The organism is Candidatus Blochmannia americanus (nom. nud.) (assembly GCF_059934915.1).
The window spans coordinates 770,769-789,959 of sequence record NZ_CP011792.1 but is presented as its reverse complement, the minus strand read 5'-3'; the positions used below and the strand labels follow the sequence as shown (position 1 = coordinate 789,959).

The window sequence follows — 19,191 nt, the reverse complement described above, 5'->3', positions numbered from 1 at the left end:
ACGCGCACTACTCCTCCAACTTACTTCACTTTTATCTATACAATCGATCACCACTCAACGACACAACCTGTTTTCAAATAATCAACTTCCCCACTCTGCACCAGCACAAAGCCTCGAACAGACCAACAAAACAACTACACAAACCACAACAAAAGAAACTAGACAAAGCATCACATTACATATAGCTATATGTAATGTGATGCTTTGTTTACCGACGACCGGACATGTTAGCAACTATATCTAAAAAAATTGAAAAATTCAAGAATTAATAATTAATCTATTTTTGTTACTGAAAACATTGTGACAATAATATTCTTGCAACGACATTACAGGTGGTGTGGATAAAATTTTTTTGTAGTTGCTGTAGTGAAAGGAAATAAAAGAAATAAAAAAAAATTAAGGTTATTGTTGTTTTTTAATTTTTAGTAATTGAATTTATGGAAGGACTTGAATTAGTATTTTGAATTATGCTACCCTAAATAAGTAGTTTGTGTTCTATAGATGCTGAATAGATATGGGTGCAAATATGCTATTTCAATTAAATAATTGGCTTTAATAGTTCTGATTTAGTACCTAGTACCTATGTTGTAGAATATTATGTTTAAAATTATGAGGACAGAAGAGAGATCGACATGATTTCTAGAGTGCTACAGGCTTGTAGCTCAGATGGTTAGAGCGCACCCCTGATAAGGGTGAGGACGGTGGTTCAATTCCACTCAGGCCTATATTAGGTTATTGTATTAATAAAAATATAGTAATAGAAATTTGTTATATGAACAGATTCAATGAGGTTTTTGTGTTTATTTGTGTTATATGTTTATACGATAGGATGGACTAATTATGAATCGTATTTTTGATGATGTATGCATTTATAGTCACTAATATAGATATCAGTGACTTTTTCATTATGGTTTTCATTTTTGAATTTTATTAGTATGTGTGTAAGGATTTTTTATTTTTTAACGATTATTTTATCTTTATGATGGATAAAGGGAAATGAATGATACTTACATAGGTAAAATAAATAATTTGCAATTGAATAAATTTGATACACACACATATATATATCAAGGTTACAACATTATGCCAGTTCGGGTATTAGACGAATTGCCTGCTGTAAAGTTTTTGCAGAATGAAAATATTTTTGTCATGCAAAAATCACGAGATATTTTTAAAGAACAGAGTTCTTTAAAAATATTAATCCTTAATTTAATGCCAAAAAAAATTGAAACAGAAAATCAATTCTTACGTTTGTTATCAAATTCTCCTTTGCAAATTGATATTCAATTATTGCGTATAGATGATCATGTTCCTAAAAATACATCTGTTGATCATTTAAATAATTTTTATTGTAGCTTTTCAGATATTCAGAGCCAAAATTTTGATGGTTTGATTGTAACTGGAGCACCTTTGGGATTAATTGATTTTGTAGATATAACTTTTTGGCCTCAAATTAATCAATTATTTTTGTGGGCGAAAGAACATATTACCTCGATACTATTTGTTTGTTGGGCGGTACAAGCAGCTTTAAAGGTATTATATAATTTTCCTAAATTTATCCGAAAAAATAAATTGGTGGGGATTTATCAACATAATATTGTTAATCCTCATGCGTTATTAACCAAGGGATTTGATGAGGTATTTGCGGCGCCTCATTCACGTTATTCAGATTTTCCTAAAGATTTAATTTATCAGAATACAGATTTAGAAATTTTGTCAGAATCCGATGAGGCAGGTGTATATTTACTTATTAGTCAAGATAAACGTTTAATATTTGTAACTGGGCATCCAGAATATGATGCGCAGACTTTATCTCAAGAGTACTATAGAGATTTAAAATTAGGACTAAGTCCTATGCTGCCAGATCATTATTTTCCACAAGATAATCCTAATTTAATACCTCAGATTAGCTGGAGAAGTCATGCTTATTTGTTATTTTCTAATTGGATCAATTACTATACGCATTGAATATAAGGAAATATTTGGTTTTTTTATTTGAACAGAATCAGATAAACAAATGATATGATTTATCGTATGTTTTTGAAAAATTAATTTACCAAATCTGGATTTGGTAAATTAATAAGGTTTTAAATTTATTTAATCTTTTTAAAGTTATGATTTTAGTTTTTGTTATTATTGCTGATAAAATTGATATATATATATGTTTTTGTTTATATTGTGGATCAATAATGCATTTTAATACAAAAGTGTGTATATATTTATATAAGAATTTTAATTTAGATAAATATGAGAAATATATATAATTCTGAGATAAAAAAATAAAAAGCGTTTAATCATATATCCATCGTTTTTATAGATTTTATGTTGAAATATATATATATATATAAAATATGATATAATCATCTATATTGTCATAGATAGTGCGAACGTATTAATTGTATAAACTACGTATTGTTTTCTCAATGGTATATTTTAGTGGTTTGTTTTATTGACTTGTTTTTATGATACAACATAATAAAAAATAAATTATGAAAAACATTAATCCTAGTCACACACGAGCTTGGAAGAATTTAAAGCAACATTTTCATGATATGCGAGATGTGTTAATGATTGATTTGTTTAATCAAGATAAGCATAGGTTTATGCATTTTTCTAAAACATTTAATAATAAAATTTTAGTGGATTATTCAAAAAACTTAATTACAAATGAAACCATTAGTAAATTGATATCTTTGGCTATTGAATGTGATCTGAACGGGGCTATTTCAGATATGTTTTGTGGTAAAAAAATTAATCGTAGTGAAAATCGTGCTGTATTGCATATAGCTTTAAGAAATATAAAAAATACGTCAATTTTAGTAGATGAATCGGACGTAATGCCTCAAATAAATAGAGTACTAGAAAAAATGAAACAATTTTGTAACAATGTTATTCAGGGTATTTGGACAGGTTACACGAATAAAAGAATTACAGATATTGTGAATATAGGAATTGGAGGGTCCAATCTTGGTCCGTATATGGTAACTGAAGCGTTAAAACCGTATCGAAATCATTTAAATATGCATTTTATTTCCAATATAGACGGCACTCATATTGTTGAAACATTAAAAAATTTAAATCCAGAAAGTACTTTATTTGTAATAGCATCAAAAACTTTTACCACCCAAGAGACTATGACTAACGCGTTTAGCGCGCTTAGTTGGTTTCGCCAGGCTACTTCTAATAAACAACATATCTTAAAGCATTTTATAGCATTATCTACAAATGCTACAGAGGTATACAAATTCGGTATTGATCCATCAAAAAATATGTTTAAGTTTTGGGATTGGGTAGGTGGCCGTTATTCATTATGGTCAGCAATTGGTTTACCTATAATGTTGTCGTTGGGGGTTGATAATTTCGAATTATTGTTAACCGGGGCTCATGATATGGATATGCATTTTTGCCATACATCTTTGGATAAAAATATACCAGTAATTTTAGCGCTTATTGGTATTTGGTACAATAATTTCTTTCACGTAGAAACTGAAGCAATTTTTCCTTATGATCAATATATGCATCGTTTTACAGCATATTTACAACAAGTAAATATGGAATCTAATGGAAAATGTGTAGATCGTAATGGATATCCTATTACGTATCAAACTGGTCCTATTATATGGGGAGAACCTGGAACTAATGGACAACATTCGTTTTATCAATTACTTCATCAAGGTACTAAAATGGTTCCATGCGATTTCATAGCGCCAGCAATCAGTCATAATCCTGTATCTGATCATCATGATAAATTAATATCGAATTTTTTTGCTCAAACTAAAGCGTTAGCTTTCGGAAACACATATCTAACATCAACACAAGAATTTAAAAAATCTACAAAAGATCATGAACATGAACAATATGTAATTCCTTTTGCTTTATGTAAAGGAAATCATCCCAGTAATTCTATTTTAGTAAAAAAAATTACTCCTTATACTTTGGGAGCGTTAGTTGCTTTATATGAACATAAAATATTCACACAAGGTGTTATCTTAAATATTTATACTTTTGATCAGTGGGGAGTGGAATTAGGGAAGCAACTAGCTGATAATATTTTACAGGAATTAAAACATAAAAATATTGTTTCCAAAAATCATGATAGTTCAACTTATGGTTTAATAGATTGCTATAAATCTTGGCGTATTTAATGTCGGTTACACGTTTAAACAATTTGTCTTAATTAATATTTTATTTTATTTGTATATCCTGTGATCTTCTTATAAAAAGATAACATGTGACTCTTCGAGTAGTTTTTTTTCGATATAAAAACCAATGATTAGGAATTATATTAACACCAAAAATATCTTTATATTTTGAAGTTTCTATATAAATCCAAGATTCTTTTGCAAACGGATTATATTGTTCTAATAAATAAATAAGTTCAGGTATGATATTATCCTGAAAAGGAGGATCAATAAAAATTATATTATAAGTCGTAATTGATTGTCTCAACCAAGAACGACAATCAGTACATATTATCTTACCGCTATTTGCCGATAAAGATCGCAAAGTTGTCATTAGCGCTGTAGTACAGATATGATTATTATCTAAAAAAGTTACTGTATTAGCTCCTCTAGATAAAGCTTCTAAACCTAACGCACCGCTTCCAGCAAAGCAATCTAAACATACTGCATTATAAATAATGGGATCAAGCCAACTGAAAAGCATTTCTCGTATGCGATTAGTAGTTGGACGTATTTTAGCATGTCGAGTAATTGGTATATTTCGTCCTTTCCATGTGCCTCCAATAATCCTAATCTTTCTAAATGTGTTTACATGGAGTTTATTTTTCATATTTTTAATATATTTCTGCGTTATAAACTAGTAACTTATGGAAGATTTATGGGTTTTTAATGTGAAAAAGTTGCTGCTGCTATAAACAATAATATTAACTCTTTTATTTTATACAATTCTGATTATTTATACATTACTATAAATGTTCTATATGTATTAGAAAGATTATAATTTTATCTGAAGCTATAGTTATAATTACGGTGGTATGCATCCACATACCGTATGTTCACAACTTATTTATTTGTTGTTATACTATTTTTTGATGGATCGTATTTGTATCGTATTATACTAATAATACGTTTCCTATAAGAGGAATGTAGAAATAAACACGTTTGTTGAAATTAATTAGTTAATTATTTCATAGAGAATATAAGAAATAAATAAAAAATTTTATATATTGACAACAATTATTGAGGTAACACATATGAGTTCTGCATATAATTTGTTTGATAGATTAAAAAAAAGTTTATTAAATACTCGAAAAAAGTTGGGTGATAACATAATGGAGTTAATACGTGCTAAAAGCCTTGATACTGTTGTATTAGATAAAATTAAAAATCAATTATTAATTGCAGATATAAGTGTACAAACTACCAAAAAAATCGTTAATAATTTAAAAAATTATATTGATATTAATATTAACTGTAACGAAAAATCTTTTTATGATGTATTACGTAATGAAATTTTAAAAATAGTCATGCCTATCGATAAGCCATTACTTGTACAAGAAAAAAAACCATTCATTATCTTGATGACCGGAGTCAATGGGGTTGGAAAAACTACTACTATTGGAAAATTAGCGCATTATTATCGTTTAAAGAACAAAACTGTAATGCTAGCAGCAGGAGATACTTGCAGAGTAGCAGCGATAGATCAGTTAGAAATTTTAGGTAAACGTAGTGGTTGTGCCGCAGTTATCACAAAGCATTCTACTTCTGATTCTGCTTCAATAGTTTTTGATGCTGTTAAAATAGCTAAGTCAGAATCCATTGATTTACTTATTATAGACACCGCAGGTAGATTGCAAAATAAAATATATGCAATGGAGGAATTAAAAAAAATTATTAGGGTGATAAAAAAAATTGACGCTGAAGCACCTCATGAAACTATGTTGGTTCTTGATGCTAACATTGGCCAAAATTCTATAAATCAAGTACGTATTTTTAATGAGGCAATTAAAATTACAGGAATAATTATGACCAAATTGGATGGCAGCGCTAAAGGAGGAGTGCTTTTATCTATTGCTGATCATTTTTTAATCCCAATACGATATGTTGGTATCGGACAAAATATCGATGATTTGCAACCATTTAGATCACACAATTTCGTTGAGGCTATTTTTAAGGGACAAATTCAATAGCAGTAATATGCTACTTATCATGTGTATAAGTATTTATTAGAAAAAATAAATTATTAAATTGAATAATAAGAAAAATATTTTTTAATTAATAATTATTGCAAATGATGTTTTTAACGTCTATGATATCTCCAGAGGGGTTTCCGCAAGGCAATTTGCGTTCTAATAATATAATATTAATGAAATGAAAAATAAAAAAATTAAATAATTCAGATTGTAAATAAAATAATTAAACAGATAAGTCCGCTAAATATCTGCGCAGATGTACGTATACTCTCGATATAATCTACATATTATCAGCTTTATTTTTTTTGAATTCAAATTTTTTCTAAATTATATACAAACCATTTGGTATTATTGAGAATAATGATGATTATAGTAAGTAATTTTGTGGCATTTTGATATGATCGAATTATCAGCGGTAATCAGTGATGATTATGTTAAATATTACAATATTTAGTATTATGTGTTTTTTTTATAGTAAATATAAAAAAAATTATTTTACACATAGTTCCTGTGTCACTCCATATTGCTTTAATAATTAATCGAATAATTATCTGTGTATACATGATTATTTTAGGAGAATAAATGCCTAAATATATACAAAAAAGTGTAACTTTAGTTCCTCAAGGAAACTTGGAGGCTTATATAAGAGCGGCTAATGCTTATGCAATGTTAACGGCAGAGGAAGAACGAGCATTGGCTAATCGGTTGTATTATAATGGAGATTTAAGAGCTGCAAAAAAACTTATTTTATCACATTTAAGATTTGTTATTCATGTTTCTCGTAATTATTCTGGTTATGGATTACCACAAGCTGATTTAATACAAGAAGGTAATATTGGTTTGATGAAGGCTGTACGCCGATTTAATCCAGAATTGGATGTTCGTTTAGTATCATTTGCTGTACATTGGATTAAATCGGAGATTCATGAATATGTTTTAAAAAATTGGCGTATCGTGAAAATAGCTACTACTAAAGCACAACGTAAACTATTTTTTAATTTACGCAAAACTAAACAACGTTTAGGTTGGTTTAATGCAGGAGAAATAGAAATAGTTGCAAAAGCATTAAATGTGACTAGCAAAGATGTTCGTGAGATGGAATCTCGTATGTCAGCACAAGATATGACTTTTGAACAATCTTCAGATGAAGATAATCGAGGATTACTAATAGCACCTATGTTATATCTACAAGATAAAGTTGTTACTCCTAATGAAGAAGATGAATGGGTTGATCGGGTTATTGACCAATTAAATATGGCTATAAATACTTTGGATAAACGTAGTCAACATATTATTCGCGCACGATGGTTGAATGTAGACAGTAGAAGTACGTTACAGGAATTGGCTGATCAATACGGTGTTTCCGCTGAAAGGGTGCGCCAATTAGAAAAAAATGCTATGAAAAAAATGAGGCTAGTAATACAGAATTAATTAAATTTTGAAAAATTCTATTTTTATAAATGAAATATACATTGTTAAAAATGTATGTATTTTAATTTAAATTATTTGACTGTATGTATTATAATTTGATATAATTCACGTTAATTATGGATTAACGATGTTGTATGTATGCTTGTGAGCGTTAATTTTTAGTTGTTTTGGTACGTCTAGATTAACTGTTGGCAACACGGTAATTTTTTTTAAAAATATTTTTTATTTTAATTTTTTTTTAAAATACTTCATATCACCAACATAACTCACGGAGTAAATTATGACAATTGTCGGTCATACATTAGGGTTTCCTCGTATCGGTTTACATAGAGAACTAAAGTATGCTCTAGAACATTATTGGGATAAAAAGATAAAAGAAGACAAATTATTAGAAATAGGTCGTACGTTACGTATGCGTCATTGGAAGCAACAGAAGGATGCTGGTATAGATTGGATCCCAGTCGGTGATTTTGCATGGTATGATCATGTTTTAACGACTAGTTTAATGCTTAGTAATATTCCAGACAGGCATCGCGTTTATAAAGAAAATATTAATTTGAATACATTATTTAGAATAAGTCGAGGTTATTCTTTAAACGAAATATCGATATCACCTTCAGAAATGAAAAAATGGTTTAATACAAATTATCACTATATAGTACCTGAATTTATTTATAATCAAGAATTTCATTTAAATTGGACTCAATTATTTGATGAAATAGATGAAGCTTTATCTTTGAAATATAAAGTGAAACCAATATTACTTGGTCCGATTAGTTATCTTTGGTTAGGCAAAGTAAAAGGAAAAAAATTTGACCGATTGTCGCTATTGCCCAGTTTATTATTAGTATATCAAGAAATATTAAATATTTTATCATTAAAAAATATTGATTGGGTGCAAATTGATGAGCCTATACTAGTTTTAGAATTACCATTGCAATGGCTAGAAGCATATTTGAGTGTGTATGATCAACTTCGTAGTAAAGTGAAGTTATTATTGACTACTTATTTTGACGGTATATATCATCAATTAAATATCATTAGACAACTGAAAGTAGATGGTTTACATGTAGATTTAGTTTCTAGTCCTGATAATATACCTTTGATTCATTCAGAATTACCAAAGCATTGGGTATTATCAGCAGGAGTAATTAATGGCCGTAATATATGGAAAACTAATTTACATGATTGGTTTAAAAAATTATCTCCCTTAATAGGAGAGCGTGAATTATGGATAGGTTCTTCTTGTTCCTTGTTACACAGTCCTATTGATTTAAATATAGAAACTAAATTGGACAAACGTATCAAAGAATGGTTTGCCTTTGCGCTGCAAAAATGTTATGAGATAAAAATGTTATGTGTTGCGTTAAATACTAAAAATAAAAATGATCTGACACATGAAGATATCCTTAGTAAATATTATATTGCTAATACTTTAAGATCTTGTTCTAGCACAGTTCATGATATACGAGTTAAAAAACGTCTCGAATATATTAATCAAATATCGCATTATCGATCGGTTCCATATGCAACACGGATTACATTGCAGCGTAAAAAGTTTAATTTACCATTATTTCCAACAACTACTATCGGTTCATTTCCTCAAACTGAAGAAATTCGTAAACTTCGATCGAGTTTTAAAAATAACTTAATTGATAAAGAAAGCTATTGCATTAGTATTAAAAATTATATTAAGAAAATTGTTATGGAACAGGAAAAATTAGATTTAGATGTTTTAGTACATGGAGAACCAGAACGAAATGATATGGTAGAATATTTTGGGGAAAATTTAAATGGATTTGTATTTACTGAAAACGGATGGGTACAAAGTTATGGTTCGCGATGTGTAAAGCCTCCAATAATTGTTGGAGATGTTAGTCGTTCACAATCTATCACTACAGAATGGATAAATTATGCTCAATCATTAACTAACAAACCGATAAAGGGTATATTAACCGGACCTGTGACTATCATGTCTTGGTCTTTCTTGCGTGAGGATATACGACGCGAAATCATTGCGTTGCAATTAGCATTATCAATACGTGATGAAGTAATAGATTTAGAAAAATCTGGCGTTGGAATTATACAAATTGATGAGCCAGCTTTACGAGAAGGATTGCCTTTAAAACGTTCTGATCACAAACAGTATTTAGAATGGGCAGTGAGTGTTTTTAGAATAACTATATCTTTAGTGAAAGATGATACTCAAATTCATACTCATATGTGTTATTCTGAATTTAGTGATATTATTGATGCTATTCTAGAATTGGATGCAGATGTAATTAGTATAGAAGCAGCTAGATCAGATGAAAAAATATTACAATCGGTACAAGATGTAATGAAGAATTTAAATGAGATTGGTCCGGGAATATATGATATTCATTCTCCAAATGCACCAACTCAAAATGATCTTGTTGAAAAAATCAATCAGTTATTAAAATATATTCCAAAGCAACGTTTGTGGATAAATCCCGATTGTGGATTAAAAACAAGGTCGTGGTCTGAAATTAGACGGTCATTGAATAATATGGTATCTGCGGCTAAATTATTTCGTAAACAGTTTCATTAGTTATATTTATAATGAATAATCGTTTTTTTTATAATTGCGTAGTAATTAGTATTAGGCTAAAGTAACTGATTTTATTATATATAGATTACTCAGGTTAATTGTATATTATCTAGTGCAGGAATGAACTTTGAAAAAAATTATGTTATTTTATTTATAATAATAAAGAATTTTGGAAAAAAATTTTATTAATTTTTTGGATGTAAAACAGATTTGTAATAGTTTTGGCATCATTTGACAGTTTTATGACTATGACAAACGTATTTCATTTAGGTTTAAAAGTTGGGGACCTGCAAGGTGCTACTTTGGCTATACTTCCAGGGGATCCTAATAGGGTTAAGAAAATTGCTTTGTTAATGGATCAGCCAGAATACATTTCTAGTTATCGCGAATTTACTGTTTGGTCTGCAAGCATTAATGAAAGTAAAATAATTATTTGTTCTACAGGCATAGGGGGGCCCTCTACCTCTATTGTAGTAGAGGAGTTATCTCAATTGGGGATACGTACATTCTTACGTGTAGGTACTGCAGGAGCAATCCAAAAATATATACAAATAGGTGATGTATTGGTTGTTACTGCTGCTGTACGTTGTGATGGCGCAAGTCAACATTTTGCTCCATTAGAATTCCCAGCAGTATCGGATTTATCATGTACTTTGGCTTTAATTAAAGCAGCTAAAAAAATTGGTATTAAACCGCATTGTGGCGTAACTGTATCCTCAGATACATTTTATCCTGGTCAAGAAAGAAAAGATACACATTCTGGGCGAATTATTCAAAAATTGCGTGGTTCTATGGAAGAATGGAAAAACATGGGAGTAATGAGTTACGAAATGGAATCTGCAACATTGTTGACTATGTGTTTAACTCAGGGATTACGAGCAGGAGTAGTCACGGGTATTATTGTAAATCGTTTACAGAGAGAAATTCCAAGTGTTTCTTTAATACACCACACTGAACATATAGCAATCAAAGTTGTAATAGAGGGAGCTCATATTCTTCTGCATCGCAAGAATACTTTATATTGTTGCGATGCAGAACATTAATTATTATTCCTTAAACTTGTTTAGATTAATTTTAGTATACTCAATTGTTTATGAAAATTTCTAATAGACGTATTACTTTTTAAAAAATAAAACAGCCTTAAGTAGAATAGAAAATTATTATGGTCCCTCAATGGTATATTGTTTGCAACATAGCGCAGTTTTTGTTCATTTGTATTTCTAGATTATTAATTGTTGTATATTACAGATTGTAATAATAATTATTATTTCAATATTGTTGATAAATATATTTTATGGTAGGGAAAATATGGCGATAACTCCATTTTACGTATGCAACGTAATTAGTATGTTCGTAGGTTTTTGTATATCTGTAATATACTTTAGAATTATAGGGCAGCGTCATATTAAAAAATATCAAAATGACTACATTGTTCATAAACAAGATTTATGTATAATTACACAAAATTTAAAAAATGAATCTGCTTTGCGTCATAGAATTGAACAAAAATTGCAGAATGAATCACAAATAGTATATGAACTACACGGTAAATTATGTGTTGCTGAGGAACGTTTAAAATTATTGGATTATTATCATCAGAAATGTGATCAATTAAATAATGAATTACATGCGCAATTAAATTTAAATCATGTTCAAGAAATAAAACTACAGGGATTAAATATTCGTTTAGAAGAATATAAATTAGCAACAGAGGAGCAACAGAAATTGTTTATTAATAGTGAAGATCGATTAACCATGCAATTTGAAAATTTATCAAATCGCATGTTTGAGCAAAACGGACATAAGATCGATAAACAAAATCAAATAACTCTTGACAGAGTGTTACATCCATTAAAAGAACAGTTAGAAAAATTTAAAAGTCAAATGCAAAATGGCTTTTCAAAAGAAGAACAATCAAGACATACTTTGACATATGAAATTCGTAACTTACATCAACTGAATGCAAAAATTACCCAAGAAACTATTAATTTAACACAAGCATTAAAAGGAAATAATAAAATACAAGGAAGTTGGGGAGAGATAATTTTAATGCGCGCATTAGAGGCTTCTGGTATGCGTGAAGGCCATGAATTTCATGTACAACTTAATATTAAGCAAATAGATGGTACTAGATTGCAACCCGATGTCATTATACATTTACCTCATGGTAAAGATATAGTAATTGATTCTAAAGTATCTTTAGTAGCTTATGAACGTTATTTTAATAGCGATAATGAAGAAGATCGACGATTAGCTGTTATTGATCATGTGCATTCATTACGCGCTCATATAAAATCATTAAGTAAAAAGGATTATCAAAAATTATTTGGATTAAATACATTAGATTATATTTTAATGTTTGTTCCTATTGAATCAGCTTTTATGTTAGCTATTAAAAAGGAAACATCATTATTAACAGATGCCATGCAATGTAATATAATGCTGATTAGCCCTACAACATTGTTAGTAGCTTTGCGTACTATTAATAATTTATGGCGTTATGAACATCAAAATTGCCATGCTAAAAAAATTGCTGATAAAGCAGGACGACTGTACGATAAATTGCGGTTGTTTATGGATGACTTAAATAAAATTGGTCTCTATTTGAATAAAGCAGAAGTAATTTATAGTGCGGCAAAAAACAAATTTTGCGAAGGAAAAGGTAATATTATAAGTCAAGCAGAAAGTTTTAGAGCACTTGGCGTGCAAATAAAACAACCAATTATTACTAATGTTATTCCATCTCATTCTGTATTTTTGTGCGATAAAAAAAATAATTCTTCTAATTCATCTAATTTTGAGGATAGTAGCATATAAAATATATATGTTATCGATTTTTATTGAATTCTTGAAGCAGTGCTTTAAAGCATATGAGTCGATAAAACTATAATACTATTTTAAATAAGATAATATTTGTCGCTAGGTTTGTAACCTAGCGACAAATATTATGATAATAAATATATATGAATAATAAATATAAAAAAAACATGACCCATTTCGGATTTCAGAATGTTTATAAAGATAAAAAAATGGCGTTGGTGTCTAATGTATTTGATACTGTAGCATCAAGGTATGATGTAATGAATGATTTAATGTCATTTGGCATACATAGAATGTGGAAGCGATTCATGATTTATCATAGCGGAGTATATGGCGGATGTAGTGTACTTGATTTAGCCGGAGGTACTGGAGATTTAAGTATTAAATTTTCCCGATTGGTAGGTGATACAGGAATCGTGGCGTTAGTAGATATTAATGATTCCATGTTGCATATAGGAAAAAAAAAATTACGTAATTTGGGTATATTAGATAATATTATATATGTACAAGCTGACGCTGAAGCCTTACCTTTTCCTGATAATACTTTTGATTGTGTTGCCGTTTCTTTTGGCTTACGTAATTTTACAGATAAGGAGCAAGCATTGTTTTCAATATATAGAGTGCTAAAACCTAGAGGGAAATTGTTAATTTTGGATTTTGGGGTACCTATTTTTAAAATATTGAATTCAATATATGATTTATATTCATTTTATATTTTACCTAAAATAGGTGAATGTATAACTCAAGATGCTAATAGTTATCGCTATCTTGTAGAATCTATTCGTATGCATCCAGATCAAGAAACTGTGAAGAAAATGATTATGCAAACAGGATTCAATAATGTTGAATATTTCAATATGACTTTCGGAATCGCTGTGTTGCATTGCGCATATAAATGTTAAAACAAAAATTCATATTAAGTAAATTATTATAATTAATATTTAGTTGTTCTTACTATTAATAAGAACGGTTAGTATTTGTTAGTTTTTAAAAGAGGTATTTTTTTTGAATAAAAACTACAGTATCTAGTTGTTTGTATTTCGATAATAAATGGTTATATATTTCAAGTATATGTTTTAAATATTTATACAAACAAATTATATATGAGCATGCTGATGATGTATAACTATGTTTTTAATTATATAAATAAAACAATCTTCATACAGAAGATAGTACATAATAGGTATTTATTTCCATTTATCAATGGAGGGGTATGATTAGCATACAATTGAATTAAACGTTTCATATAATATCTGCTGGTTGAAACATTACTAATATTTTATGTATTTAAATCTACTATATTTTATCAGAAAGATTAAATAATAAGGTTTAATTTTTCTAGATTCCTATAACAACAAAGTGAATTTTGATAAAAATGTTTAAATTTCATTGTACTTGATGAATCAGAACGTTTTTAGAATTTATGGGAATTAGAGTAATTTTATACATGAATGCGCTATTTGAATATACAATCGAATATTTATATAATCATTTAACAAATCGTAGGAAATCTAATGATTGTTGATGAATTGTGTCGACTTTACTCTATAATTAAAACAATATTAAATTATGGATTAAGTGATTTTATCCCGACCCATCGATTAATATTTCCATTAAGAATAGGTAGTAGATTTTTTTTACGTACTTTAAATAAGCATTCTCAACTAACTTTAGGAGAACGGTTTCGTTTAGCATTGCAAGAATTAGGTCCGATATGGATTAAATTTGGTCAAATGCTTTCTACTCGTCGCGATATCTTTTCAGATTCTGTTGCAGATCAATTAGCAATACTACAAGATCGTGTAGCACCGTTTGATGGAATTATTGCTAAAGCATACATAGAACGTGCTATTGGTAATTCATTAGAAACATGGTTCAAAGATTTTCAAGAAGCGCCACTAGCATCTGCATCGATTTCACAAGTACATTCTGCTAGATTAAAAAAAAACAACAAAGATATAGTAATTAAAGTCATCCGACCAGGTCTTTTGCCTATTATTAAGACAGATATATGTTTAATGTATAGGGTAGCCGATTGGATTTATAGGTTTCTACCAGAAGGACGGAAGTTTAAATTTTCAGAAGTTGTTTCAGAATATGAAAAAAATCTTTTTAATGAACTTAATTTGCTGAAAGAAACAGCTAATACTATTCAATTAAGAAGAAATTTTAAAAATAGTAAAATATTATATATACCTAAAGTATATATAGATTTTTGTAGTGAAAACGTTATGGTTATAGAGCGTATTTATGGCATACCTGTATATGATATAGTTGCATTAAAAAAACAAAAAATTAATATGAAATTATTAGCAGAACGTGGAATAGAAGTATTTTTTACTCAAGTATTTCGAGATAGTTTTTTCCACGGGGATATGCATCCTGGTAATATATTTATTAGTTATAAACATCCAGAGAATCCTAAATATATTAGTATTGATTGCGGTGTTGTTGGATCTTTAAATAAAAAAGACAAATATTATTTAGCAGCTAATTTCATTGCGTTTTTCAATCGTGATTATCGTAAAATAGCTGAATTGCATCTTGATTCCGGTTGGATACCTCTAGATACTAACATTGTAGATTTTGAATGCGCTATGAGAACGGTATTTGAACCTATTTTTGAACAACCATTAGAAAACATTCCTTTTAGCAAAATATTGCTACATTTATTTAATACTGCACGATATTTTAATATGGAGATACAACCTCAGTTAATTTTATTACAAAAAACTTTGTTGTATATTGAGGGAGTAGTTAGACAACTATATCCTAATTTAAATCTTTGGAAATCTGCTAGACCTTTTTTAGAAAGATGGATGCAGGATCAATTGAAATTTTCAACAACAATATGTACTGTAAAAAACAAAATACCTTATTGGATAGATAAAATACCGGAATTACCCACTTTGTTATCCAATGAATTTAAACGTTCTTATATATTACAAAAAAAAATAGAAATGTTGATAACAGAATTAAGAGCACAGCGTTCTAGTCACGGTCAAGCATTATTTTTATTTGGTGTTGGAGCAACGTTAGTTATTAGCAGTATTTTCTTATATATACAAGATAAATATTTAAAAATTTTTTCTATTTTTTTATTTGTGGTTGGGGTTTGTATTTGGGCGATAGGTTGGAAACGTATTATGTAATAATCGTTATGTTATTATTGTTCATCTAGTTTAATATTTAAGAAAAGATTATTTGAACAATTCAAAAAAACGTTTTATATTGAATGAACGTTTCCAACGTTACAATAATAACTGATGCGGGCATAAATGATAAACTTGTACTTAATTATCACATGTAATAATACCGCTGCTATCCATCATGATAGCAGCGGTATTAAATTAATAATTACGAAAAGCCATTTAATGTCTATTAAAATATCATGAAATATAAAGATTTGCGTGATTTTATTAAAAATTTAGAACACAGAGGAGACTTAAAAAGAATTACATTCCCTATTAATCCTGATTTAGAGATAACAGAAATTGCTGATCGTACTATTAAATCTGGAGGACCAGCACTTTTTTTTGAAAATCCTAAAGGATATGCAATGCCTATTCTTTGTAATTTATTTGGTACTATTAATAGAATAGCTTTAGGTATGGGAAAAGAAAATATTTTATCATTGCGCGATGTTGGGAAATTACTCGCGTTTCTAAGAGAGCCTGAACTCCCGACAGGGATACGTGATTTTTTATATAATAAAATGCCTCATTTTCGTCATATTTTGCATATGCCTATCAAGCGGCTCAGCAGCGCCCCGTGTCAAGAAAATGTTTGGTGTAATAAAGACGTAGATATCACACACATGCCTATCATGCGTTGTTGGCCTAAAGATGTGTCTCCTGTTCTTACTTGGGGTATTACAATAACTCGAGGTCTAAAAAGTAAGCGACAAAATCTTGGGATTTATCGTCAGCAAGTATTATCTAAAAACAAAATTATTATGAGATGGTTATCTCATCGTGGTGGCGCATTGGATTTTCAAGAATGGTGTAAAAATACTTCAGAAAGAAGATTTCCAATTACTGTAGCGTTAGGCGCTGATCCAGCTACTTTGATAGGAGCAGTAGTTCCTATTCCCAATACACTATCAGAATATGCTTTTTCTGGTTTATTAAGAGGATTCAGAACTGAGGTAATTAAATGTATTTCATGTGACTTAGATGTTCCAGCTAATTCTGAAATTATATTGGAAGGATATTTAGAGCGAGGCGAAACGGCAATAGAGGGTCCTTTTGGGGACCATACAGGATATTATAATACTACTGATCAATTTCCAGTATGTACTATTACCCATATTACTCATAGAAACAATCCAATTTATCATTCTACGTATACTGGGCGTCCTCCAGATGAGCCTGCAATGCTTGGTATGGCAATGAATGAGGTATTTATCCCTATTATACAAAAACAATTTCCAGAGATTGTAGATTTATACTTGCCTCCTGAAGGTTGCTCATATAGATTAGCTATTGTAACCATAAAAAAACAGTATGTTGGACATGCTAAACGTATAATTTTTGGTATATGGTCTTTTTTAAAGCAATTTATGTATACTAAATTTATTATTGTGTGTGATGACGATATTAATGCAAGGGATTGGAAGGATGTGGTATGGGCGGTAACTACCCGCATGGATCCCGCTCGAGATATTATCATAATACAAAATACTCCAATTGATTATCTTGATTTTTCTAGTCCAACCTCTGGTTTAGGCTCTAAGATAGGTATGGATGCAACAAATAAATGGTTTGGTGAAACTGCAAGAGAATGGGGTGTGCCAATTAAAATGCATGATACAGTACGACATTATGTTGATAGTATTTGGAATGAGTTAGGCATACTTGATAATAAGAAGACAGTAGAATAACAGCGTATTATACTAAACATATAGCATTATTATAATATTCACTATAAAAAAAAATTAAAAAAGTATACTGTCACAACTATATAAAAGAATTGCATTACATATATGTCTTTATATAAGAAATAAAGATCTATATAATCAGAGCTTTTTTGTTAATAACAATATGATGTTTATATTATTACTATATTTTTAATATTATATTAAAAATATCTTATATTTATTTATTGTAACTGATAGTAATAGATACATCTAGGTTGGATAGTTTTGATTTATGATCGTTTATGTAAATAAGATGAGCTATTCAATATTATTGAATATTGTTTGAAAAAAAATTTTTTGACTTATCATATTTATTTGATAGAACAATCAAGAGATTCATTAACTTATGTCATCGTACAGCTCTACACACATATTTTACAACAATATGTATCATCATTCAAATCAATATCAATAATTAGATTAATTTAAATATTAACTAAATTAGAATAGTATTCTTTCATTATAGAATAATGTTTATATAAAAATATAAATATTTATGCAGTTATTAGGAGAATTATGAAAAAATTACATCTTATTTTGATAGTAATTTCTTTAATATTTTCATATGAAAGTATTTCATCATCAATTACCGAAGGGAGACAATATATTCGGTTAAATAAGCCTATTCATAATGCACCTCAATTGCTGGAGTTTTTTTCTTTTTACTGCTCGCATTGCTATCAATTTGAACAGATTTATCATATTTCTAATAATATAGAACAAACATTACCTAAAAATGTAAATTTTTGTAAATACCATGTGAATTTTTTAGGTAATTTAGGAAAACAATTAACACATGCATGGGCTGTAGCAATAGCATTAGGAATAGAAAATAGAATTAGTCCTATATTATTTACAGCGATACAGAAGCAACGATCTATTCATACCGTGGAAGATATTCGTGAAATATTTATTAAATCTGGTATCAATGAAGAAAAATTTGATACTGCTTGGGATAGTGTATTAGTGAAATCTTTAGTTTTGGATCAGGAACAAGCAGCAATAAATTTTTGTTTGAGGGGGGTGCCAACAATATTTATCAATGGTAAATATATGATAAAAAATGAAAAGTTAGATATATCATCAGTAAATGCTTATATAAAACAATTTTGTGAATTGTTAAATTTGCTGCTCATAGACAAGATGTGATCTGATTGTATATATGTAATTATTATATTCTATATATATAAATATTTGTTTTATTGTTAAGAATGATTACAGTTGTATCATATTATATTTACGGCTACCTTGTTCTATAAAATAACTTCATTTGATTTTATTATTTTGTTGTTTATAATG

General features: G+C 28.9%; 12 protein-coding genes and 1 tRNA gene. 12 read left to right on the top strand and 1 reads right to left on the bottom strand.

Features of this window, described 5'->3' with window-relative positions; all coding sequences use genetic code 11:
* Positions 1-651: 651 nt before the first annotated feature.
* From Bamer462_RS03310 to pgi, 3 genes are all read left to right on the top strand, one after another.
* Positions 652-725 (top strand) — tRNA-Ile (locus tag Bamer462_RS03310).
* Positions 726-1,083: 358 nt separating this feature from the next.
* Positions 1,084-1,968: a homoserine O-succinyltransferase gene (locus tag Bamer462_RS03305; protein ID WP_500838013.1), complete on the top strand. Its 885-nt coding sequence runs from the start codon at positions 1,084-1,086 to the stop codon at positions 1,966-1,968.
* A gap of 521 nt (positions 1,969-2,489) precedes the next feature.
* The gene (pgi, locus tag Bamer462_RS03300; RefSeq protein WP_500837674.1) at positions 2,490-4,145 is read left to right on the top strand and encodes a glucose-6-phosphate isomerase; all 1,656 of its coding nucleotides are present in this window, start codon (positions 2,490-2,492) and stop codon (positions 4,143-4,145) included.
* 40 nt (positions 4,146-4,185) lie between these two features.
* On the opposite strand, the gene rsmD is transcribed toward pgi, so the two are convergent.
* On the bottom strand, positions 4,186-4,791 hold the full coding sequence (rsmD, locus tag Bamer462_RS03295; RefSeq protein ID WP_500837673.1) for a 16S rRNA (guanine(966)-N(2))-methyltransferase RsmD: 606 nt from the start codon (positions 4,789-4,791) through the stop codon (positions 4,186-4,188).
* Between the two features lie 424 nt (positions 4,792-5,215).
* Between rsmD and ftsY the strand changes: the two genes are divergently transcribed.
* The 9 genes from ftsY to dsbA all read left to right on the top strand — a co-directional run bounded on the left by ftsY (position 5,216) and on the right by dsbA (position 19,041).
* A complete protein-coding gene (gene ftsY / locus Bamer462_RS03290) occupies positions 5,216-6,151 on the top strand; it encodes a signal recognition particle-docking protein FtsY (RefSeq protein ID WP_500837672.1) in 936 nt (311 codons plus the stop codon).
* A gap of 585 nt (positions 6,152-6,736) precedes the next feature.
* Positions 6,737-7,585 (top strand): RNA polymerase sigma factor RpoH, encoded by an 849-nt coding sequence (gene rpoH / locus Bamer462_RS03285; RefSeq protein ID WP_500837671.1) that lies wholly within the window; start codon positions 6,737-6,739, stop codon positions 7,583-7,585.
* A gap of 280 nt (positions 7,586-7,865) precedes the next feature.
* Positions 7,866-10,154, top strand: coding sequence for a 5-methyltetrahydropteroyltriglutamate--homocysteine S-methyltransferase (gene metE, locus Bamer462_RS03280; protein ID WP_500837670.1), 2,289 nt, complete (start codon positions 7,866-7,868; stop codon positions 10,152-10,154).
* A 242-nt stretch (positions 10,155-10,396) separates the two neighbouring features.
* Positions 10,397-11,197 carry a uridine phosphorylase gene (udp, locus tag Bamer462_RS03275; RefSeq protein ID WP_500837669.1) on the top strand — a complete coding sequence of 267 codons (801 nt, stop codon included), beginning with the start codon at positions 10,397-10,399 and terminating at the stop codon, positions 11,195-11,197.
* Positions 11,198-11,462: 265 nt separating this feature from the next.
* Positions 11,463-12,971 carry a DNA recombination protein RmuC gene (gene rmuC, locus Bamer462_RS03270; RefSeq protein ID WP_500837668.1) on the top strand — a complete coding sequence of 503 codons (1,509 nt, stop codon included), beginning with the start codon at positions 11,463-11,465 and terminating at the stop codon, positions 12,969-12,971.
* Positions 12,972-13,117: 146 nt separating this feature from the next.
* On the top strand, positions 13,118-13,876 hold the full coding sequence (gene ubiE / locus Bamer462_RS03265) for a bifunctional demethylmenaquinone methyltransferase/2-methoxy-6-polyprenyl-1,4-benzoquinol methylase UbiE (protein WP_500837667.1): 759 nt from the start codon (positions 13,118-13,120) through the stop codon (positions 13,874-13,876).
* Between the two features lie 612 nt (positions 13,877-14,488).
* Positions 14,489-16,126 carry a ubiquinone biosynthesis regulatory protein kinase UbiB gene (gene ubiB / locus Bamer462_RS03260; protein WP_500837666.1) on the top strand — a complete coding sequence of 546 codons (1,638 nt, stop codon included), beginning with the start codon at positions 14,489-14,491 and terminating at the stop codon, positions 16,124-16,126.
* 239 nt (positions 16,127-16,365) lie between these two features.
* Positions 16,366-17,856 carry a 4-hydroxy-3-polyprenylbenzoate decarboxylase gene (ubiD, locus tag Bamer462_RS03255; RefSeq protein WP_500837665.1) on the top strand — a complete coding sequence of 497 codons (1,491 nt, stop codon included), beginning with the start codon at positions 16,366-16,368 and terminating at the stop codon, positions 17,854-17,856.
* A gap of 552 nt (positions 17,857-18,408) precedes the next feature.
* Positions 18,409-19,041: a thiol:disulfide interchange protein DsbA gene (gene dsbA, locus Bamer462_RS03250; RefSeq protein ID WP_500837664.1), complete on the top strand. Its 633-nt coding sequence runs from the start codon at positions 18,409-18,411 to the stop codon at positions 19,039-19,041.
* The last annotated feature ends 150 nt before the right edge of the window (positions 19,042-19,191 follow it).